The organism is Phocaeicola abscessus CCUG 55929 (genome assembly GCF_000312445.1).
GTDB classification, from domain to species: Bacteria; Bacteroidota; Bacteroidia; order Bacteroidales; family Bacteroidaceae; genus Phocaeicola; species Phocaeicola abscessus.
Window position 1 is genome coordinate 329,988 of the sequence record NZ_HE997184.1, and the last position, 19,030, is coordinate 349,017.

Annotated in this window: 16 protein-coding genes and 1 CRISPR repeat array (1 of these 17 running past the window's edge); of the genes, 2 read left to right on the forward strand and 14 right to left on the reverse strand. The window is 48.5% G+C overall.

Features of this window, described 5'->3' with window-relative positions; all coding sequences use genetic code 11:
- Nucleotides 1–1,876: direct repeats of the CRISPR family, unit length 29 nt; unit sequence CTTTTAATCGTACTTAGTAGAATTGAAAT; it begins 1,586 nt to the left of the window's first position.
- A gap of 57 nt (nt 1,877–1,933) precedes the next feature.
- From BN102_RS10575 to BN102_RS07885, 8 genes are all read right to left on the reverse strand, one after another.
- Complete coding sequence (locus BN102_RS10575) at nt 1,934–3,607, reverse strand: AMP-binding protein (protein ID WP_051007720.1); 1,674 nt, start codon at nt 3,605–3,607, stop codon at nt 1,934–1,936.
- 4 nt (nt 3,608–3,611) lie between these two features.
- Complete coding sequence (locus BN102_RS07850) at nt 3,612–4,166, reverse strand: helix-turn-helix domain-containing protein (RefSeq protein ID WP_019208572.1); 555 nt, start codon at nt 4,164–4,166, stop codon at nt 3,612–3,614.
- A 696-nt stretch (nt 4,167–4,862) separates the two neighbouring features.
- Nucleotides 4,863–5,771, reverse strand: coding sequence for a glycyl-radical enzyme activating protein (locus BN102_RS07860; RefSeq protein WP_036787741.1), 909 nt, complete (start codon nt 5,769–5,771; stop codon nt 4,863–4,865).
- Nucleotides 5,772–5,779: 8 nt separating this feature from the next.
- Entirely contained in the window at nt 5,780–8,179 is a 2,400-nt protein-coding gene (gene hypD, locus BN102_RS07865) for a trans-4-hydroxy-L-proline dehydratase (protein WP_021311729.1), read from the reverse strand.
- 84 nt (nt 8,180–8,263) lie between these two features.
- Nucleotides 8,264–9,136, reverse strand: coding sequence for a M90 metallopeptidase family protein (locus tag BN102_RS07870; protein ID WP_021311716.1), 873 nt, complete (start codon nt 9,134–9,136; stop codon nt 8,264–8,266).
- Between the two features lie 11 nt (nt 9,137–9,147).
- Nucleotides 9,148–10,773 carry an L-glutamate gamma-semialdehyde dehydrogenase gene (pruA, locus tag BN102_RS07875; protein ID WP_036787629.1) on the reverse strand — a complete coding sequence of 542 codons (1,626 nt, stop codon included), beginning with the start codon at nt 10,771–10,773 and terminating at the stop codon, nt 9,148–9,150.
- A 151-nt stretch (nt 10,774–10,924) separates the two neighbouring features.
- A complete protein-coding gene (locus BN102_RS07880) occupies nt 10,925–12,211 on the reverse strand; it encodes a histidine-type phosphatase (protein WP_019208579.1) in 1,287 nt (428 codons plus the stop codon).
- Nucleotides 12,212–12,217: 6 nt separating this feature from the next.
- Nucleotides 12,218–13,009, reverse strand: a complete 792-nt coding sequence (locus BN102_RS07885) for a tRNA threonylcarbamoyladenosine dehydratase (protein ID WP_019208580.1) — start codon at nt 13,007–13,009, stop codon at nt 12,218–12,220.
- Nucleotides 13,010–13,109: 100 nt separating this feature from the next.
- Between BN102_RS07885 and dinB the strand changes: the two genes are divergently transcribed.
- Nucleotides 13,110–14,207 (forward strand): DNA polymerase IV, encoded by a 1,098-nt coding sequence (gene dinB / locus BN102_RS07890; protein ID WP_019208581.1) that lies wholly within the window; start codon nt 13,110–13,112, stop codon nt 14,205–14,207.
- Between the two features lie 70 nt (nt 14,208–14,277).
- Here dinB and BN102_RS07895 read toward each other — a convergent pair whose 3' ends face one another.
- The 3 genes from BN102_RS07895 to BN102_RS07905 are packed head-to-tail and all read right to left on the reverse strand — an operon-like array spanning nt 14,278 to nt 16,754.
- Nucleotides 14,278–15,573 carry an MATE family efflux transporter gene (locus BN102_RS07895; protein ID WP_036787744.1) on the reverse strand — a complete coding sequence of 432 codons (1,296 nt, stop codon included), beginning with the start codon at nt 15,571–15,573 and terminating at the stop codon, nt 14,278–14,280.
- A gap of 56 nt (nt 15,574–15,629) precedes the next feature.
- Entirely contained in the window at nt 15,630–16,388 is a 759-nt protein-coding gene (locus tag BN102_RS07900; RefSeq protein ID WP_019208583.1) for a biotin--[acetyl-CoA-carboxylase] ligase, read from the reverse strand.
- Nucleotides 16,389–16,754: a YraN family protein gene (locus tag BN102_RS07905; protein WP_019208584.1), complete on the reverse strand. Its 366-nt coding sequence runs from the start codon at nt 16,752–16,754 to the stop codon at nt 16,389–16,391.
- Nucleotides 16,755–16,842: 88 nt separating this feature from the next.
- Here BN102_RS07905 and BN102_RS07910 point away from each other — a divergent pair, with 88 nt between their 5' ends.
- Nucleotides 16,843–17,277: a nucleoside deaminase gene (locus BN102_RS07910; protein ID WP_019208585.1), complete on the forward strand. Its 435-nt coding sequence runs from the start codon at nt 16,843–16,845 to the stop codon at nt 17,275–17,277.
- A 2-nt stretch (nt 17,278–17,279) separates the two neighbouring features.
- Here BN102_RS07910 and BN102_RS07915 read toward each other — a convergent pair whose 3' ends face one another.
- Genes BN102_RS07915 through BN102_RS07925 form a run of 3 tightly spaced genes read right to left on the reverse strand, consistent with a single transcriptional unit; the run spans nt 17,280 to nt 18,932 of the window.
- Nucleotides 17,280–17,507 (reverse strand): hypothetical protein, encoded by a 228-nt coding sequence (locus tag BN102_RS07915; RefSeq protein ID WP_021311681.1) that lies wholly within the window; start codon nt 17,505–17,507, stop codon nt 17,280–17,282.
- Between the two features lie 12 nt (nt 17,508–17,519).
- Nucleotides 17,520–18,236 (reverse strand): CDP-alcohol phosphatidyltransferase family protein, encoded by a 717-nt coding sequence (locus tag BN102_RS07920; protein ID WP_021311679.1) that lies wholly within the window; start codon nt 18,234–18,236, stop codon nt 17,520–17,522.
- 9 nt (nt 18,237–18,245) lie between these two features.
- Nucleotides 18,246–18,932, reverse strand: a complete 687-nt coding sequence (locus BN102_RS07925; protein WP_035456304.1) for a phosphatidylserine decarboxylase family protein — start codon at nt 18,930–18,932, stop codon at nt 18,246–18,248.
- Nucleotides 18,933–19,030: the final 98 nt, after the last annotated feature.

Here is a 19,030-nt window from a genome sequence, read left to right on the forward strand (position 1 = left end):
AAAACACCACACCATCCTTTGAATTCGTTTGTAAGCCTTTTAATCGTACTTAGTAGAATTGAAATTCGTGTAGTTTTTGAAGTGAATAATTTCGACTTCCTTTTAATCGTACTTAGTAGAATTGAAATTTGCTAGCAAATTTAGATCTAGACGCTATAGAGGACCTTTTAATCGTACTTAGTAGAATTGAAATATTAAAATGTTATACAGATATGGCAAGGTACATTAACTTTTAATCGTACTTAGTAGAATTGAAATACCATTAACTTAAGTCGGTGTGAATACGGTACCGTCTCTTTTAATCGTACTTAGTAGAATTGAAATATTTCATGCTGATTGAGTTTGAAGTTCTTTCTTACGCTTTTAATCGTACTTAGTAGAATTGAAATTAGGCATAAATATGGCCGATATGCTGGCGCTGCCAAACTTTTAATCGTACTTAGTAGAATTGAAATTTGTTCTCTTTTTTCCATTTGTGTATGAGCACCTCTCTTTTAATCGTACTTAGTAGAATTGAAATTTGAGTATGCAGGCTGGGGGTCTGTATCGCTATTGCCTTTTAATCGTACTTAGTAGAATTGAAATCCTTGCAAAACTGACACCATTCTCCGGGCATCTGGTCTTTTAATCGTACTTAGTAGAATTGAAATACCGCAACGACGGCACGGTAGGCAGGCTGTATGGTCTTTTAATCGTACTTAGTAGAATTGAAATGCTTCTTCGCTGGAAGTTTATATTGTCGTACGCCATCTTTTAATCGTACTTAGTAGAATTGAAATGTAGGGGAGATTGGCAGCTTGCGTATCATCTTCACCTTTTAATCGTACTTAGTAGAATTGAAATCAATTAAATTATAAAAATTATGACAGACACAGGTCTTTTAATCGTACTTAGTAGAATTGAAATTCGATAGTTTCTTCTCGACTTCTTTTACGACTGTTATCTTTTAATCGTACTTAGTAGAATTGAAATTTCCTTCCTGCCCTCCCACTTCATATCCACCGTTACTTTTAATCGTACTTAGTAGAATTGAAATGTCGTAAGCTTTAACTGTCGAATCGTTGCAAGCTTTCTTTTAATCGTACTTAGTAGAATTGAAATATTTTATGTTAAGACAGGGCTTGCAAATGGCTTTCTCTTTTAATCGTACTTAGTAGAATTGAAATGTCGTAAGCTTTAACTGTCGAATCGTTGCAAGCTTTCTTTTAATCGTACTTAGTAGAATTGAAATCAGGTTACCGATAAGACTGTATGAGTTGATGCCGGCTTTTAATCGTACTTAGTAGAATTGAAATGTTGAAGACACGTGTCATAAAGCTGGTAACAAAGCTTTTAATCGTACTTAGTAGAATTGAAATTTTTCTTATTTTCTTTTTCCTATCTCGACGCTTATACTTTTAATCGTACTTAGTAGAATTGAAATTGCACATTCTCCATTCATCTCGTTACGCTGCACGCCTTTTAATCGTACTTAGTAGAATTGAAATTCGGGTCGCAACCCGCATACTTATTTTGCCGAGTCTTTTAATCGTACTTAGTAGAATTGAAATTCGATAATAAGTTTAAAGAAGTGCGCTTGTTTTGTCTTTTAATCGTACTTAGTAGAATTGAAATTATACTGTCATTATACAAGACAAGGGATGGTAACAACTTTTAATCGTACTTAGTAGAATTGAAATAATGCAGCAATTAAGCAATGAGATTTCGTTAAAAGTCCTTTTAATCGTACTTAGTAGAATTGAAATGCCACTTCTATAAAGTCGCCAACCTCGATGGTTTCCCTTTTAATCGTACTTAGTAGAATTGAAATGCCCGCATAAGGCAGTTAATCTTCACGTCCTTACTTTCTTTTAATCGTACTTAGTAGAATTGAAATCAAGAAACCTTTCAAAGATGCGAATGGCGTTGTCCAGACTTTTAATCGTTGTAATAGTCAAGACTTGTTCTGACACTTTCTTCTATCTTTATCGCGAATCGCTATCCGGCGGATCTTCCCGCTGATGGTTTTAGGCAATTCATCCACAAATTCCATCACCCGGGGATATTTATAGGGTGCCGTCACCTTCTTCACATGATTCTGTAACGCTTTGATCAGCTCCGGCCCTTCTTGACCTTTATATTGTTCGGAGAGAACGACGGTAGCCTTGACAACCATTCCGCGCACCTCGTCGGGAATACCCGTAACAGCGCACTCTGTCACTGCGGGATGACTCATCAGCGCACTCTCCACCTCAAACGGACCAATGCGGTAACCGGAACTCTTGATTACATCGTCAGCCCGGCCGACAAACCAATAATACCCGTCTTCGTCGCGCCACGCGATATCACCGGTGTAATAGATTCCATCATGCCAGACTTCTTGGGTTCGTTTTTCATCCCGATAATACGCTTTGAACAGCCCAAGCGGTTTCCCTCTATCGGTGCGAATAACGATTTCCCCTTTCTCGCCATCTTCGGCCGAACGACCGTCAGGCATCAACAAATCAATTCGATAAAGTGGATTCGGCTTCCCCATGCTGCCTGGTTTTGGCTCCATCCAAGAGAAATTAGCCAGCGTCAATGTGGTTTCCGTCTGGCCAAAGCCTTCCATCAATCTGATTCCTGTCAACCGACGAAACGTGTCGTATACTGGATCGTTCAATGCTTCGCCGGCCGTAGTACAGTACGACAACGAAGAGAGATCGTACTTGCTCAGGTCTTCTTTGATTAGGAAACGATAAACGGTGGGAGGCGCACAGAGCGAAGTAACCCGATACTCATGAATCTTCGTCAAGATATCATGCGGCGTAAACTTTCGGTGATCGTATACAAAGATGTTACAACCCACAATCATTTGTCCGTACAGCTTCCCCCAAACGGCCTTTCCCCAGCCTGTATCCGCGATGGTCAGGTGCAGACTGTCCGGGCGGAGATTGTGCCAAAAACAAGCCGTCACGATATGTCCCAACGGATAAGTAAAGTCGTGCGCTACCATCTTTGGTTCACCGCTTGTTCCTGAAGTAAAATACATCAACATCACATCGTCATTCGTCGTCCGACGGGACGGGCGAACAAAAGGAAGTGCACGTTCGAGGCCTCGTTGAAAATTGTCAAAACCTTCCGGCTGCAAGGGTCCGATACTTACGATATGCATCACCGTGGGAGATTCCGGCAAAGCATCTTTCACCTGCGTGACGACAGGCTCTTCGCCTACAACGAGGATGACTTTGACACCGGCAGCATTACATCGATAAACCATATCTTCTTTCGTCAACAGAAAGGTCGCCGGGATGGCAACTGCTCCCAATTTGTGCAGAGCAATCATAGAAAACCAGAATTCATATCGACGCTTTAAGATGAGCATAACCTTATCGCCAAACCCGACACCAAGACTTTGCAGGTACGAGGCCGCCTGATCCGAGTACTTCTTCATGTCGGCAAACGTAAATTGGATATGTTCACCCCGATCGTCGGTCCAGAGCAACGCATTTCGGTCGGGGGCTTCATCCGCCCATCGGTCGACGATGTCATACCCGAAATTAAAGCCCTCGGGTACTTTTATCTTCATATGCTCGATGAAATCTTCCTGCGATGCGAAAGAGGTTTGTTCGAGAAAACGTTCTACCATAATTCTATATAATCACCGCTAGAAATTTCAGAGGCTTCCCTCCCAAAGCTAACATACCATGAGGTTGTTTGGAATCGAAATAGATGCTATCACCGTCTTTCAGAAATAATTCTTTTCCGTTGACATTGATCAGCATCTCTCCTTCGAGAACGAAATTAAACTCCTGTCCCTCATGTTTATTGAAATAGATTTCCGTACCTTCGGGTTTAGGCTCTATAGTCACGATAAATGGATCCATTTTCCTATTGCGAAATCCTGCGGCCAAGGCTTGATATTTATACGCTTTCGTGCGTTCTACGGATTTTCCAGCTCCCTTGCGTGTGACATAATAAGATCTCATGTACGGTTCTTCCCCAAACATCAGCACATCTAAAGAAATACCGTATTTACGGCCGATCATTTGCAAAGCGCTTACCGAAATATCTTTATCCCCACTCTCCATCTCCACATATTTGTTGAGAGGGAGTTCACAGGCTGCGGCGACTTCCTCCGGCGTAAGGTCAAATACTTCGCGCAACCCTTTCAGACGCTCGGCTATCTGTTTAATTTGCTTATTCATTTTTCAACATATTAATCGCTAACAAAGATAGTACAAAATCGAGTATGAAGGAATCCAAACAATCAAATATTCGCATTCCGTATGCATCTTTTCCTTTCCGTTCGCCCGGTCGTCAAGCGGTACGACAACAAATCGATGCATTGGGCAGCAAAATACTTATTTATAAGTATTGCTCCGTCGTTGTGGAATATCTACTTTTATTCAAGGAAAATCAAACTGCGTCACGAATATGAGAAAGACCAATCATTACATAACGCCTCCATCGATCGGCTATCAGCGAAAGAGCGTATTGTTCAGAAAAGGCAATGCGTTTTTTATGAACAAAAACAGAACAGCGCTCATTTTGAATCCGACGTGACGCTAAACAAACAATAGAAAGGATACAAAGAAAAAAGAATTGAAACATATGATCATCGCCGTGACCCGTGAAGAATTCATCCGAAACGGCGTAAAAAATGTTAATGAACACCATCACTAAACACCCGAGTGTGGCCTTGGGAAACTTCTATAAATATCTCAAAGACAAGGACGAGCTGTTCTGTACCGTGCTGTCTCTATTGATAAAACGCGCTGAACGACCAGATCACGCTGACCGCTAACTACGACTTTTTTCACGCCGACGGAGGAATGTTTCGGATGTATGCCAGCAATTCGAAGACATGGATGAAAATAAAATACAGTTTTTAACGGGATTCGTCAACCGCCGATGACAGCCGTCAGCCCGTGGGCGGCGAATTGTCGTACGCAACGCTCCTGTTCAGCCTCCGAGGGAGTCGACATGGCATCATGTCTGGGGTTATAAGTCATCCACATACGGCGATGCTTATCCTGTCCCACTTCGTGATAGGGCAACAAGTTCAGTGTCCTCCGTTTCCAGGGCAATTCTTCGAGGAAGGCGGCCGTATCCTCGATATTCCTCTCGTCGGAGTTCACTCCGTGAATAAGCGGTATGCGGATCAGGAAATCCCTACCTATCTCCGCCAACATTCGGATGTTTCGCAGGATCCGTTCGTTCGATACGCCGGTAAAAAACCGATGTTTGGCGGAGTCCATCACTTTCAGGTCGACGAGGAACAATTCGCACTCGGCCGTCACCTTCCTCAGGTCCCCGGGATCGACGAATAGGGTGGTATCCACCGTCCGGTGGAACCCTCGCCGGCCGAGTTCCTGGAGGAGTTCGAGGGCATAATCGGGATAAAACAAGGGTTCCCCTCCGCACAGGGTAACTCCTCCATGGCTATCCTCCATCACATCGCGTTCCTTTTCGATCTCCATCATCAATTCATCCATCGCCCATTCTCTGCCGCACATCTCCAAGGCCTTGGTCGGACATTCCTCCGTACACAGGCCGCAACTGAGACATTTTCCTTCCACCGGCCGGATACCTTCCGGCGTCAGTCGAAGGGCGTGCATTGGACAAACCTGCATGCAAGTGCCACAGCCGATGCATTTCGACTGCCTATAAAGCTTCTGTGCCTCACTGCTCCAACTTTCCGGATTATGACACCAGATACATCTCAACGGACAACCTTTGATGAAAATGGTGGTCCTGATGCCAGGACCGTCATGGATTGCATATCGCTTAATATCAAAGATTAAGGCCATAGCGCGGCTTACCATTCTTCGTTCTGCGTACGAGCAATGATCTCGTTCTGAAGTTGCGCCGTCATATCGTTAAAGTAATCGGAGTATCCAGCTACACGCACCAACAGATCCTTATACTCATCCGGATGTTTTTGCGCGTCACGCAGCGTTTCCGTATCGACGATATTGAACTGAATATGGTGCCCGCCGAATTTGAAATAGGTACGGATCAAGCTGGCCAATTTCATCAAGTCTTCCTCTCTCTTCAAGAGGGCGGGAGTAAAACGGATATTCAGCAGCGTCCCCCCGCTTTTCGACTGATCCAATTTTCCCAGCGACTTGACGACAGCAGTAGGTCCGCGAGAGTCGGAGCCATGCGAAGGCGATGTGCCGTCACTAATCGCAAAGTGAGCGAGACGTCCGTTGGGGGTAGCACCGCAGACCGAACCAAAATAGTTGTGACAAGTCGTACTCAACATGTTCAGATACGTCTTCCCTCCGCGCGTGTTCGGCCTGCCTTCGATGGTCGCGACCAAATCGTCGTACACCTTCACGGCGATCGTATCGGCGTACTCGTCATCGTTTCCAAAGAAAGGTGTACGGTTACGGATATACTGCCGCATCTTCTCTTCGCCTTCAAAGTTGTCGGCACAAGCCTTCAGGATCTTGTTCATCGTGTACTTATGCTCTTCGAAGACATGTTTTTTCAACGTTGCCAGACAGTCGGTAATCGTTCCCAATCCAGTACATTGAATGTAGGTCGTATTGTAACGCGCCCCGCCGCTGTAATAATCCATCCCGTTTTCAATGCAGTCGTCGATGAACAGGCTGAGGAAGGGCGCGGGAGCGTACAGAGAGAACATCCGCTCGATGTAGTTATTGACCGAGAGTTTCAAGTTCACGAAATAGTTCATTTGTTTGCACCAGGCCTCGTAGAGTTCTTCGTACGTTTTGAAGTTGCGCGGATCTCCCGTCTCCAAGCCGAGTCGCTTGCCGGTTTCCGGATCCGTGCCGTTGTTCAACGTGATCTCCAAGATTTTGGGAGTATTCAAATAACCCGTTAACAGGTAGGCTTCCTTGCCGAAGGCGCCCACCTCGATACATCCCGAACAACCGCCCTCGCGAGCGTCTTCCAACGACTTGCCCTGACGCGTCAATTCCTTCACATAGGCCTCCGGATTGAAGATCGAAGGATAACCGTTCCCTTCGCGGATAACCTTTATCCCGGCGATAAGAAAATCGTTCGGCGTGCAGGGAGCGATATGGATACTCAGGCCCGGCTGAAGCTCGTGCAATTCCTCCTGCACCTCAAGGATAAGATAGGACACTTCGTTGACGGCACTGTTACCGTAGCGGTCGATACCGCCGATATTAATATTGGTAAAATCATTGTAAGTCCCGGACTCGAGTGCGGTAACCCCCACTTTCGGAGGGGCTGGCTGGTTGTTGAACTTGATCCAGAGGCAGGAAATCAACTCCTTCGCCTTGTCGCGGGTCAATGTCCCATCTTCGATTCCTTTTCGGTAGAACGGATAGAGATGTTGATCGATATGACCGGGGTTCATGCTGTCCCAGCCGTTCAATTCGGTCACCGTCCCCAAATGGACGAACCAATACATTTGAATGGCTTCCCACAAATCACGCGGAGCATGAGCCGGCACCCGACGACAGACATCGGCAATCCTCAGCAGTTCCGCCTTCCGCTCCGAATCGACCTCCTTTGCAACCATCTCCTCGGCCAGCTTCGCATGCCGCTCGGCGAACAGTATAGCCGCATCGCACGAGATGGACATAGCCTCCAGCTCCTGTTCTTTATCGGTAGCCTGCGGATCGCAGATATAATCCAAACTAGCAATTCTCTCGGCGATGCGTTCCTTCAGTTCCAATAATCCGATACGATACATCTTGCCGTCCATCGCCGTATGACCTGCGGCACGTTGTTCCATAAACTCCGTGAACACACCCGCGCGATAAGCCTCTTCCCAGGCCTTGGAAACATGATTGAAGATACGTTCGCGCTGGGTCTTGCCTTTCCAATAGGGGATGACCACCTTTTCGTACGTCTCGATATCTTCCTTGCTGATACGGTAACTTTGGAGTTCGCGAGCGTTCAGTATTTCGAGATCCTCGACGGAATGGCAGGTCAATTCCGGGAATGTCGGTACGGCCTTCGGCTTCGGTCCCCGTTCTCCCACGATCAGTTCGTCCTGGCCGATATAGATCGTTTTCTTCTTACAAATCTCATAGAAGTTTTTCGCACGCAACACGGCAATGGGCAGCGTACCATAATTTTTTTTGTAGAAATTGGTCTCAATAAGCGCCCGTTCGATCGACAAGGTAGCGGGAGTATCCATGCTCTGCCGGCGCAAGCGTTTGATACGTCCATTCATCCCTCCGTCATTTTCCGGATATTTTATCGAAAAGTTCATATTCAAATGGTTGTTTTTTAGCATTACCGCCGCCCAGCCAGAACTTGGGTAGCAAACGGAACATCTTTCACTTCTCGTAAGCAGTTATTGCTTCCCGACTGGACGATGATAGCGATCGATCTTGGGATGTTTGCTTATCTGCAGATTCGTCGCGGGGAAATACGTTGCGAGTAGGTTATAGAGATCTGGATCATAATTTTTCAATTCCTCTCGCGTGTTCACCCAATTGTGTTTGCCGTCGGAATAAGGCATTTCTGCATTCACGTTAAACCAGTCCTGCACGCCTTCGGCGAAGTACTCTTCCTTGTCGGTCTCGGCATACGTATTCTTCCACAACCCTTTCGTTCTGGCGTTATCCAACAGTTCCTGAAGGCGATCGTTGATCTCCGGATGAACCTGCAGAATACCGATCAGATGGATGGAATGGGCGAACTCATGGACGAGGATATCCTCCGCATGGTATTTGTCGATCTGATAAGCCAAAATATTCTCTTCCGCACAGCTGGTCAACGGTTCTTCGATAGTCCCTCCCAGCCCTCTTGCACGCAAGTCCCAGTTCAGTGCCGTATCGTTGACCAGATAATGGTGTTCCGGCAGATCGGTGGTACCTTCGTAACGCGCCATGATAGCAACACGCGCATGTACTTTCCGCATGGCATCCATGATCTCGGGAGCCAGCAAACCGGTCATCGCGTAGAGGGTTCTGTGAGCCGCCACGAAACAAGAATCAGGAACTCTCCACGATGAAACCAAGGCGATCCCGTTGACGTCCACATACTTTTTGTAGAAGGGATCTAATTTCAGCGAATCCGGAGGAGCGGACACGACGCATTCGGGCACGAGGAGCATTTCCTCTTGCACTTCCTCAGTCGGCTTTTCAGATGCCGCTTCTTGTTGCACTTTCTGGCACGAAGCGAACGTTAGAACGGCGAATAGAACAGAGTATGTGTACTTCATGATCCGGCGTTTTATTTCAGATAGGAATACCGATAATCCGTCGGAGATACCAGCGTTTCTTTAATCACTCTCGGGACGGTCCACCGGATGAGATTAAACTCACCACCGGCCTTATCGTTCGTACCGGAAGCGCGGGCGCCGCCGAACGGTTGCATGCCGACCACGGCGCCGGTTGGCTTATCGTTGATGTAGAAGTTTCCCGCTGCATAGCACAGACTGTCGGCGATCCGCTCTGCCGCCAAGCGGTCTTGGGCGAATACGGAGCCGGTCAGACCGTAGGGAGATGTTTCGTCGCAAAGCGTTACCGTTTCCTCCATCTTGTCGTCGTCGTACGGATAAACCGTGATGACGGGCCCGAAGATTTCCTCTTCCATCGACTTGAAATGCGGATCCGACGTTTCGATGATCGTCGGTTCTACAAAGTAACCGACCGTTTTATCACAGCGGCCTCCCAGCACGATTTTCGCATCTTTCGATTCCTTCGCATAATTGATGTATGAGGCAATCTTATCGAACGAGGTCTCGTCGATCACGGCATTGATATAGTTGAAAGGATCCCGCACATCGCCCATCTTCACTTCGGCGGCCATGGCTTTCATATTTTTCAATACAGCCGGCCACAAGCTCTTGGGGATATACATCCGGGAAGCGGCGGAGCATTTCTGTCCTTGATATTCGAAAGCGCCGCAGAATGCAGCCGTAGCCACCGCTTTCTCATCGGCCGTCGGATGCACGAAGATAAAGTCCTTGCCTCCCGTCTCGCCTACCAGACGAGGATAGGAGATATACCGATCCAGATTCGAGCAAGCTTCTTTCCACAACGATTTGAACGTAGCCGTCGAGCCGGTAAAATGAATGCCGGCAAAGTGTTTGGACTGCATGCAGACTCGACCGATCAATGCCCCGCTACCCGGCAGGAAATTGATAACACCCTCGGGGAGGCCTGCCTCTTTGTAAAGCTGCATGAGATGATAATTGCTCAGCAAGGCGGTGGTCGACGGTTTCCAAACCATCACGTCGCCCATCAGCACGGGAGTCATACACAGATTCGAAGCTATAGAGGTAAAATTAAACGGAGTGACAGCGAGCACGAACCCCTCGAGCGGACGGTATTCCGTATGATTCAGATTTCCGCTGCCGTTTTTCGGCTGCATGGAGTAAATCTTTGAGGCATAGTGCACGTTGTAACGGAAAAAGTCGATAGTCTCGCAAGCGGAATCGATCTCGGCCTGATAGATATTCTTGCTTTGCCCTAACATCGTCGCCGCATTCAGGATATAGCGATATTTGGTAGCCAGGAGCTCGGCCATCTTCAGTACGATGGCCGCACGGGTAGTCCAATCGGTATTCATCCACTGTTTACGCGCTTCCATCGCCGATTCGATCGCCATTTTCACTTCCTTTTCTGTCACTTTATGATAGGTAGCCAACACGTGTTGGTGATCGTGCGGACAAACCACCTGACCTATCTCGCCCGTACGGATTTCTTTACCGCCGATGACAATAGGAATATCGACCACCATGTTACGCTGGCGTTCGAGTTCTTCTTCCAATGCTGCTCGTTCCGGAGAACCTACGAGATAAGTTTTCACCGGTTCGTTCGCCGGGAGAGGAAAAGTAATTACTGAATTTTTCATATTCGTTTATTTTGGGGATGATTTTATTTTCGCTTATCATTTCCAAAATTATCATTTTTTATCCGATATAGTAACGGCACATCTATAATTTTTGTTAATTCACGATGCATTCGAAAGCAAACCGCGAGTCGAAAACGATAAGACCGACAGGTCATTTACTCCATTCGCTGCGATCGTAACGAGTCAACTTATGGCGATAATACTTCGCGACCTCCGCCCAAGGATAGTACGGAGCACGATCGGTATCGACGGGAAGCTGCACCTCGCGTTCATTGAGCAAAACTTTCACCAGCACATCGCTATCGTTCGCTTTTCGGTAGAATACGAACTGTACGTTGGAGGCCATGGGGAAGATCTCGTACGAATGCCAATGGTCGGCCAATGTTTCCATATCGGAATAGGCCTTACCGTAATCGTCCAACTCTAACAGACAAACGAAAGGCAAGAGGCACGACTCGTGTCCGAAACGCAGCATCGCCCCGTGTCGACCCGTCTGCAGAAAAGCGTCGGCCTTGTCGAGCACGTCGCGCAAGAGCTCCGCCTGGCGATAAGGCATCCAGCCGTCCGTCAACGGCGAATTGCCGTCAGCCAGATACCAATATACGTTGCTGCACTGCCAGAGGTCGTAGCATTCCCGATCGGTAAAGAGCGAATACAGTTCCATATCCGTATCGTGGCTCTGCATATTGGCCGCTATATCGAACAGGGTTTGCATCAGGCGCTTGGTGTTGACATGATGCGCGACGTAATCGTCGCTCTTGAACAAGACTTTCATCAGCCGTTCGGGATGCAGATGAGTCTTGGCGAATTCCTCGCCTGCCTTGCGACCTTCTTTTTCCTTGTACAGCGTGCTGAAACGCTTGCCGTCATGGTTGAGGTAGAACATATCGTGTACGCTGCCATCCATCGTGATTTGAAGATTAGGATTCAGAGTACGCAGCTGGAGGCATTCGTTCGCCATGGAAAGGATGCAACGAATTACGATGGTGGAACGGGCGTCGACCGAAGCATCTCCCTCGAACACCTGCGGGAAGTTGCGTACCATCCGTTCGGCGATTCCGCGGTGTTGACGGGCACCCAAGGGAGTGAGCTCGCCCAGCCGTTTCTCCGCCATCTCACTCATTTTGATCACGATATCCTTCACCTCTCTGCCTCGCTCAGTCAACAGCCCTAAGGAATCGGCCGTCGTCAACGTCCGTCTGGGAAAAAGGTAATCGTTCGGATCGATGAGGTAACGCGAACCGTGTCGATTGTACGAACTGATATAAAAAGGCTCGTAGCCGGCTGGCGCGGGGGTGAGCGCCGCAATGGGCGCAGGATAAGCGCAATAATTATTAGCTGATAAATGCCGATCGGCGCGAATGGCTTCGTAGGCGGTCTGGGCCTGCAGAACAAGCGCCGCCGTCAGACACCAAAGAAATACACAAATCTTTTTCATGATAAACTAATTAGAGTTATTATTCACTTCGTTTTCCATACTTCGCGACGCATGTTCTTTTCGATAGAGATCCTCCATCACCAAACCCGCCAGCGTAAAGCCGAAGATCGCCGTAATGTGCGCTAGCGTCCCATTGATGCGGGCGGCCGAGCGAGGCGAAGCATCGAGTTCATCGCCTCGGTTCTCCCCGCTGTTCGACAACAGTTCATCGCTGTACACACAAAAGAATTTCTTTTTCGGGAAAAACTTATCGCGCCGGAATTTCCGTCGTAACGATGCGCCCAACGGACATCCCTGTACCTTCCAGAACTCGGCGACGCGGACGCGCTTCGGATCAATCTTTCGCCCCGCTCCCATTGATGAGAAAAACGTCGCTACAGTTGCGGTCGCCTCTCGGATAAGCAAGGCCTTGTCCTGCAAACTGTCGATCGCATCGATGATATAATCATAATCGTCCAATCGGAAAAGAGCCGCCGTATCCGCCGTGTAGGTCTGCCGCACGGCCGTGACGGCTACGTTCGGATCGATCTCCCACAGGCGTTCTTTCAACGCATCCACCTTCACCTGCCCTATCGTTCGGGAGGTAGCCATCACCTGCCGGTTAAGGTTCGTAACGTCGATGCGATCGAAATCCACCATTGTCAGCCGGCCGATGCCGGAACGGACGAGGCTCTCCGCACACCAGCTACCCACCCCGCCCACTCCAAAGAGGATGACTTTGGCCGCAGCGGCGCGCTCCATCACCCGTTCTCCGACCAGGAGTTCCGTTCTGCGCAATCTGTCTTTTTCAATTTCCATAAGCTCATCGTCGTCAATAGAAATCCATACAAAAGTAATGGTTTTTCGGAGAATATTGCCGGCACGGAAGCTTTTTTATAATTTTGCACGGGAAGAGAATATGAAGTTACGAAAAATCATACACATCGACATGGATGCGTTCTACGCTTCCATCGAACAGCGCGACCGTCCCGAGCTGCGAGGGAAACCCATCGCCGTAGGAAACGAAGAGGTGCGAGGCGTGGTGGCGACGGCCAGTTACGAAGCGCGGAAGTTCGGCGTCCGCTCGGCCATGTCGTCCCTGCGGGCGAAAAGGCTATGCCCGCAGCTGATCTTCGTACACGGCCGAATAGAGGTGTACAAGGAAATCTCCCAGCAAATTCACGAGATTTTCCTCCGCTATACCGACCTCATCGAGCCGCTCTCCATCGACGAAGCGTTCTTAGACGTGACGGACAACAAAAAGTACATCGAACTGGCCGTCGACATCGCGCGTCAGATCAAGCAAGCCATCTGGGAAGAACTGCACCTGCACGCTTCCGCCGGCATATCGTACAATAAATTCCTCGCCAAGATTGCCTCGGAGTTCCGCAAACCCGACGGATTGTGCACCATACACCCCCTACAAGCCTTAGAATTCATCGGCAAACTGCGCATCGAACAGTTCTGGGGCGTCGGTCCCAAAACGGCGCAAAAGATGCACCTGCTCGGCATCCACACGGGGAAAGACCTGCAACGATGCCCGCTCGAGCTGCTGATACGGCAGTTCGGCAAGATGGGGCAGATCTATTTCGACTTCGCAAGAGGGGTGGACGAGCGACCCGTCGAAAGAGTCCGCATCCGCAAGTCCATCGGTACGGAACATACCCTGGAGAAAGATATCGCCGCCGCCTCGTCCGTTATCATCGAACTGTACCATACGACGACGGAACTGGTCGAACGACTGAAACGACATTGTTTCAAAGGCAACACACTGACGTTGAAAATCAAGTTCCACGATTTCGAACAGATTACCCGCAGCATCACGCAGGAGAAGGAGCTGCAAACGCTGGAACAAATCCTCCCGCTGGCTAAACAGCTGCTGAAAGAGGTCGACTACGCGCAACACCCTATCCGGTTGATCGGCCTGACGGTCTCCAACCCCAAAGAAGAGACCGATGCAGAGAGACACGATCAATGGGAACAGCTTTCCTTCCACTTCAAGGACAGGGCATTCTGAAAAAGTCCTCTCCCCGCCGCGCGACTGAACTGCGCCTCCATTCGCTTTCAAGTCACGACGAGGGGTCTGTTCAGGCAATAATTCTCCGGCCTAACCATCCTTGTAAAATTCCTCTAAGCAGCAAATAAACGACAAAGGAAAACCACAAAGCGTGATTTCCCCAAAGTCCCCTCAAACTGAAGTAGAGTATAAAAAAGCTGACGGAAGCGATGAACATCGCACGGAGCATCATCCTGGTGGCAATGGCGCCGATAAAGATGCCGTCGAAAAGAAAGGCGAGAAATCCGGCAAAAGGGATGGTTAGGATCCAAAAATAATACCTCTTTGCTGCCCAAACGATACTATCCTCGTCAGTAAGTACATGCAGAAAGGGCATGCCGACTGTCGCATACACGAGGGTGAAGAGGGCGGAAAGTCCGACTCCCCATAAAAACAGCCGCTTGACGGTGAGGGCCAACGCCTCTTGATCTTTCGCTCCGATAAACCGTCCTGTCAGTGCTTCGCCGGCATAGGCAAAACCGTCCATGATATAGGAAAAGAGCAGGAAGAGTTGCATTAACAGCGTGTTGACCGCTAAGATTGTTTCTCCCTGGACAGCACCGGCAGCGGTGAAGTATACCGTAATGATCACCAAACAGACGGTGCGAAAGAAAATGTCTCGATTCACCCGGAAGAATTTAATCATTTCCCGACGTTCGAAGAGCCCGTTGTAAGAGATGGTCCGGCGCAAACAACGATATTTCCTTCGCCAGCACATATAGGCCGTTAGGAACCCGACATACTGCGCCACGACAGTCCCCGCAGCCACGCCTTCCATTTTCATTTGCCATACGTAAACCAAGAAAAGGCTAGCGGCAATATTGACAATGTTTTGCGTGATGGCGATAAACAGGGAGATACGGGTGTTTTGCATGCCGACGAACCAGCCGTTGAAACTGTACAAACCCAATACCGCAGGCGCTCCCCAGATGCCGATGCGAAAGTATAATTGGGCATCGGGTCGGACTTCGGGAGGCATATCGATGAAAGCGAAAGCTGCCTTGCCGACAGGAATCTGCATCAACACGAGAAACAGGGCAATGGATAAACCCACCGTGACGGAACGCAGCAACAGGCAGATGAGTTCTTTCCGATCCTTTCTGCCGAAGGCCTGGGCTACCATCCCGCTGGTCCCCATGCGGAGAAATCCGAATATCCAGTAAAGGATATTGAAAAGCATCCCTCCTACAGCAATGGCGCCGATGTAGGAGGCAGCCCCCATGTGTCCGACAATCGTGATATCCACCAAACCGAGCAGCGGTATGGTAATATTGGAGACGATAGAGGGAAGCGCTATCTGAAGAATCCGGCGATTCGTTTTATCCATACTTTCTATTTCATCGTTGAACAGGCAGGCGCACCTTTTCCGGCAAGGAAGGACTATCATCGATACGCCACTTCTTTAAACATATACTTTCTTTCGCTGCCTCGCTCGTCTACCAAGACAAGCCGTCCGTCGGATTCCACATCCGCGATCCTTGCCTTGAAAATTCCCGAAGCGTCTTCGTACGCATGCAGGCCGTCCTTGCGGAAGAGTGAATCCCGGTAACGTCGGTCGACGAGCGCTGTTTCTCCTCTTCGGAGTCGCTCGTAGGAATCCCTTAACTTTTCCATAAATTGTTCGAGCAGATGCATGAGGACGTACTCCTTACCGGTAATCTGTTTCAGCGAAACAGGATTGGGAGCAGTGCTCCGAAATTCTTCCTGGTTGATATTGATTCCTATGCCATGGATGCTTCGATCGATGCGCATGCCTGTCAGTCTGTTTTCGATCAGCATGCCACCGATTTTCATCTCTCTCCAGTAGATGTCGTTCGGCCATTTAATCGTGATGTCGTCGGTGTAAAGATTCAGCGTATCTTTTACGGCAAGCGATGCCATTTCGGAAAGCAGGAACTGATGCGGAGCGTCTATAAAGTCAGGATGCAACAAGTAACTGAAAGTGAGATTCTTTTGGGGAGCAGATTCCCACGCGTTACCCCGCTGCCCGCGTCCGTTCGACTGGAATTGGGCAAGGATGACTGTGAAGTTGGCCACCTCTTGTTCTTCGCAAAGCGCACTGAGATAACTGTTTGTAGAACCGATCTCTTGAAAATGTATGAGCGGGAACGAGAGCTTATTCATGTCTTTTATTTTATCCATCTACCAAAGGGGTGGATAGAATGCTTCGGGTATATGTTCGATGCGAAACGGAGGTTTTTCCCCCGTTACCGAGATGACATCAAAACGTACGGGCTTGTCAATCTCGTACATTTGAATATACGCATCCGTCGATTCGATGATATGGCGAATCTTTTTCTCGTCCACCGCCTCTTCGGGATTCCCGAAAAGGTCGTCGGTACGGGTCTTTACTTCCACTATGACAAGCTCGCCCGCTTTTTCTGCGATGATATCCAAGTCTCTTTTACCGCTATGCCAGTTACGATGACGGATAAGGTAGTTCTTGCTCAGCAGATAGCGAACGGCAGCCTCCTCGCCTGTTTTTCCTAAGATATTGTGTTCGGCCATCGCTCTTTTTTTCTGAAAGCAAATGTACGCAATTTGTTGCACATATAAAGAACGAAAATTAAATTTGTGCAAAATAGAAGAAACGCTTATGGCAGACGATGCATTTTTTATGAAACAGGCTTTGCAGGAAGCCCGGCTGGCCGCAGAAGCGGGAGAAGTACCGGTAGGAGCGGTGGTGGTTTGCAGGAATCAGGTGGTAGGAAGAGGACGCAACCTGACAGAAACGCTGAACGATGTGACGGCCCATGCCGAGATGCAGGCCATTACGGCGGCGGCAAATACTTTGAACGGAAAGTATCTGAACGAGTGTACGATTTACGTGACGGTAGAGCCCTGTGTAATGTGCGCGGGAGCGATAGGATGGGCGCAAATGGCGCGACTGGTTTTCGGAGCCGACGAGAAAAAACGCGGGTACAGGCGTTTCGCTCCCTACGCATTGCATCCCAAGACAGAAGTGCGGAGCGGCGTGATGGCGGATGATTGCGCTCAACTGATGACCGATTTCTTTCGAAAACGGCGATAGATCTATTCGGTGTCCTCGAAGTCGACGTATTCCCCTTCTTCGTCGCCGAAGATTTTTCCACCGCGATGAGCGTAGTCAGAGGGATTTTCTTTATTGTCATCCGCATGAAATGACTGCTTTTTCGATGATTTAAACAACCCCGTTACGCCACGGATCACTTTTCCGATGAGATACAATCCGATGAGGATCGACATCAAAACTAACAAGAAGAAAAAGAGTAGAATCTGCATAGCTGTATGGTTTCAGAGCTTTTGCGTTTTCTTCCTGCTGAAGAAAGAGAGCAGGATATACCACACGACGATGGCGGATAAACCGCTAAGCCCCCCCCAAATAAGCAAAGGGATACAAACGGAAAGAAATAAAAAGCGGATTTGATTATCTCGCCATCCTACATGATGAAATTTCAGCGAGAACATAGGAACTTCCGCCACCAGCAACGACGACATGAGCACTACCATCATAAAAAGATAGACGGCATTGAATGTCGGAGAAGTCAGAAAAGGATGTGCGCCCACTGCCAAAGACCCCCAGAATAAGGCATTAGCAGGCGTCGGCAGACCGATAAACGTATCCGATTGCCGGGGATCGATGTTGAACTTGCCTAAGCGTAACGCGGAACATACGGCGATCAGGAATGCCGTATACGGAAAGAAATCGGTCCACGACGACATGAAATCCGGATAATGTACCTCTTGGAAGAGCGAAAAGACCATCGCGGCGGGAGCGAACCCGAAGGTAATATCGTCGGCCAAAGAATCCAATTGCTTGCCCATCGGATCGGAGACACGAAGCATCCGTGCCAACATGCCGTCGAAGAAGTCGAAAGTAGCTCCAACAAAGATGAACCCGAGCGCTCCTTCGTAATTCCTTTGAAAAGCCATTACCGCTGCGATACAACCGGCGAACAGATTGCAACAGGTAACGGCGTTAGGGATGTTTCGAACTAGGAAGTTAGCCATGGCGATCGTCTATTTTAGTCGAGCGATCACGGTCTGGTTGCCCATCGTGGTTTGCCCGATTTTAACGCATACCTCGGTATTTAACGGCAAATATACATCGACACGGGAACCGAATTTGATAAATCCCATGTGTTCGTCGATGAAACAGTTTTCTCCTTCGTTGGCATAGGTGACGATCCGCCGGGCGACAGCACCGGCAATTTGGCGCGCCAAAATGGTCACGCCTTCGGGAGTCTCTATCAGAATGGCGGAGCGTTCGTTCTCCGTACTGGCTTTGGGGAGGTACGCCTTACGGAATCGACCGTCTTGATGGTCGACTTTTCTGACGATGCCGTCCACCGGATACCAGTTCGCATGGACGTTGAACAGGCTCATGAAAATGGAAATCATGATCCTGCGCTCGTGAAGGTATTCCGTCTCTTCTACTTCCTGAATAACCACTACCCTACCATCGGCAGGGGCTACGACCGTCTTTTCCGTGTCCTCCTCAAAAAGCCGGACGGGACACTGGAAAAAGTTAATCATCAACCCGTAGACAATTACGCTGCCTACAGCCAATATATAAAAAGGTATTTTAGTAGCGAACAGATGAAATACCAACGAATTCAGGATCACAAGAAAGATGGCGCTGATAACGAGCGCTCCGGTACCCTCTCTGTGCAATCTTATTTTTTTTAATCTATTTATGCGATTCATCGGGATGATCAAAAGTCGTCCAAAAAAATAAAGCAATCCATTGTGCAAGTAAAAACGTTCGATACAACCCTGCATGCAGTCTGTTTTCGACTTATTTT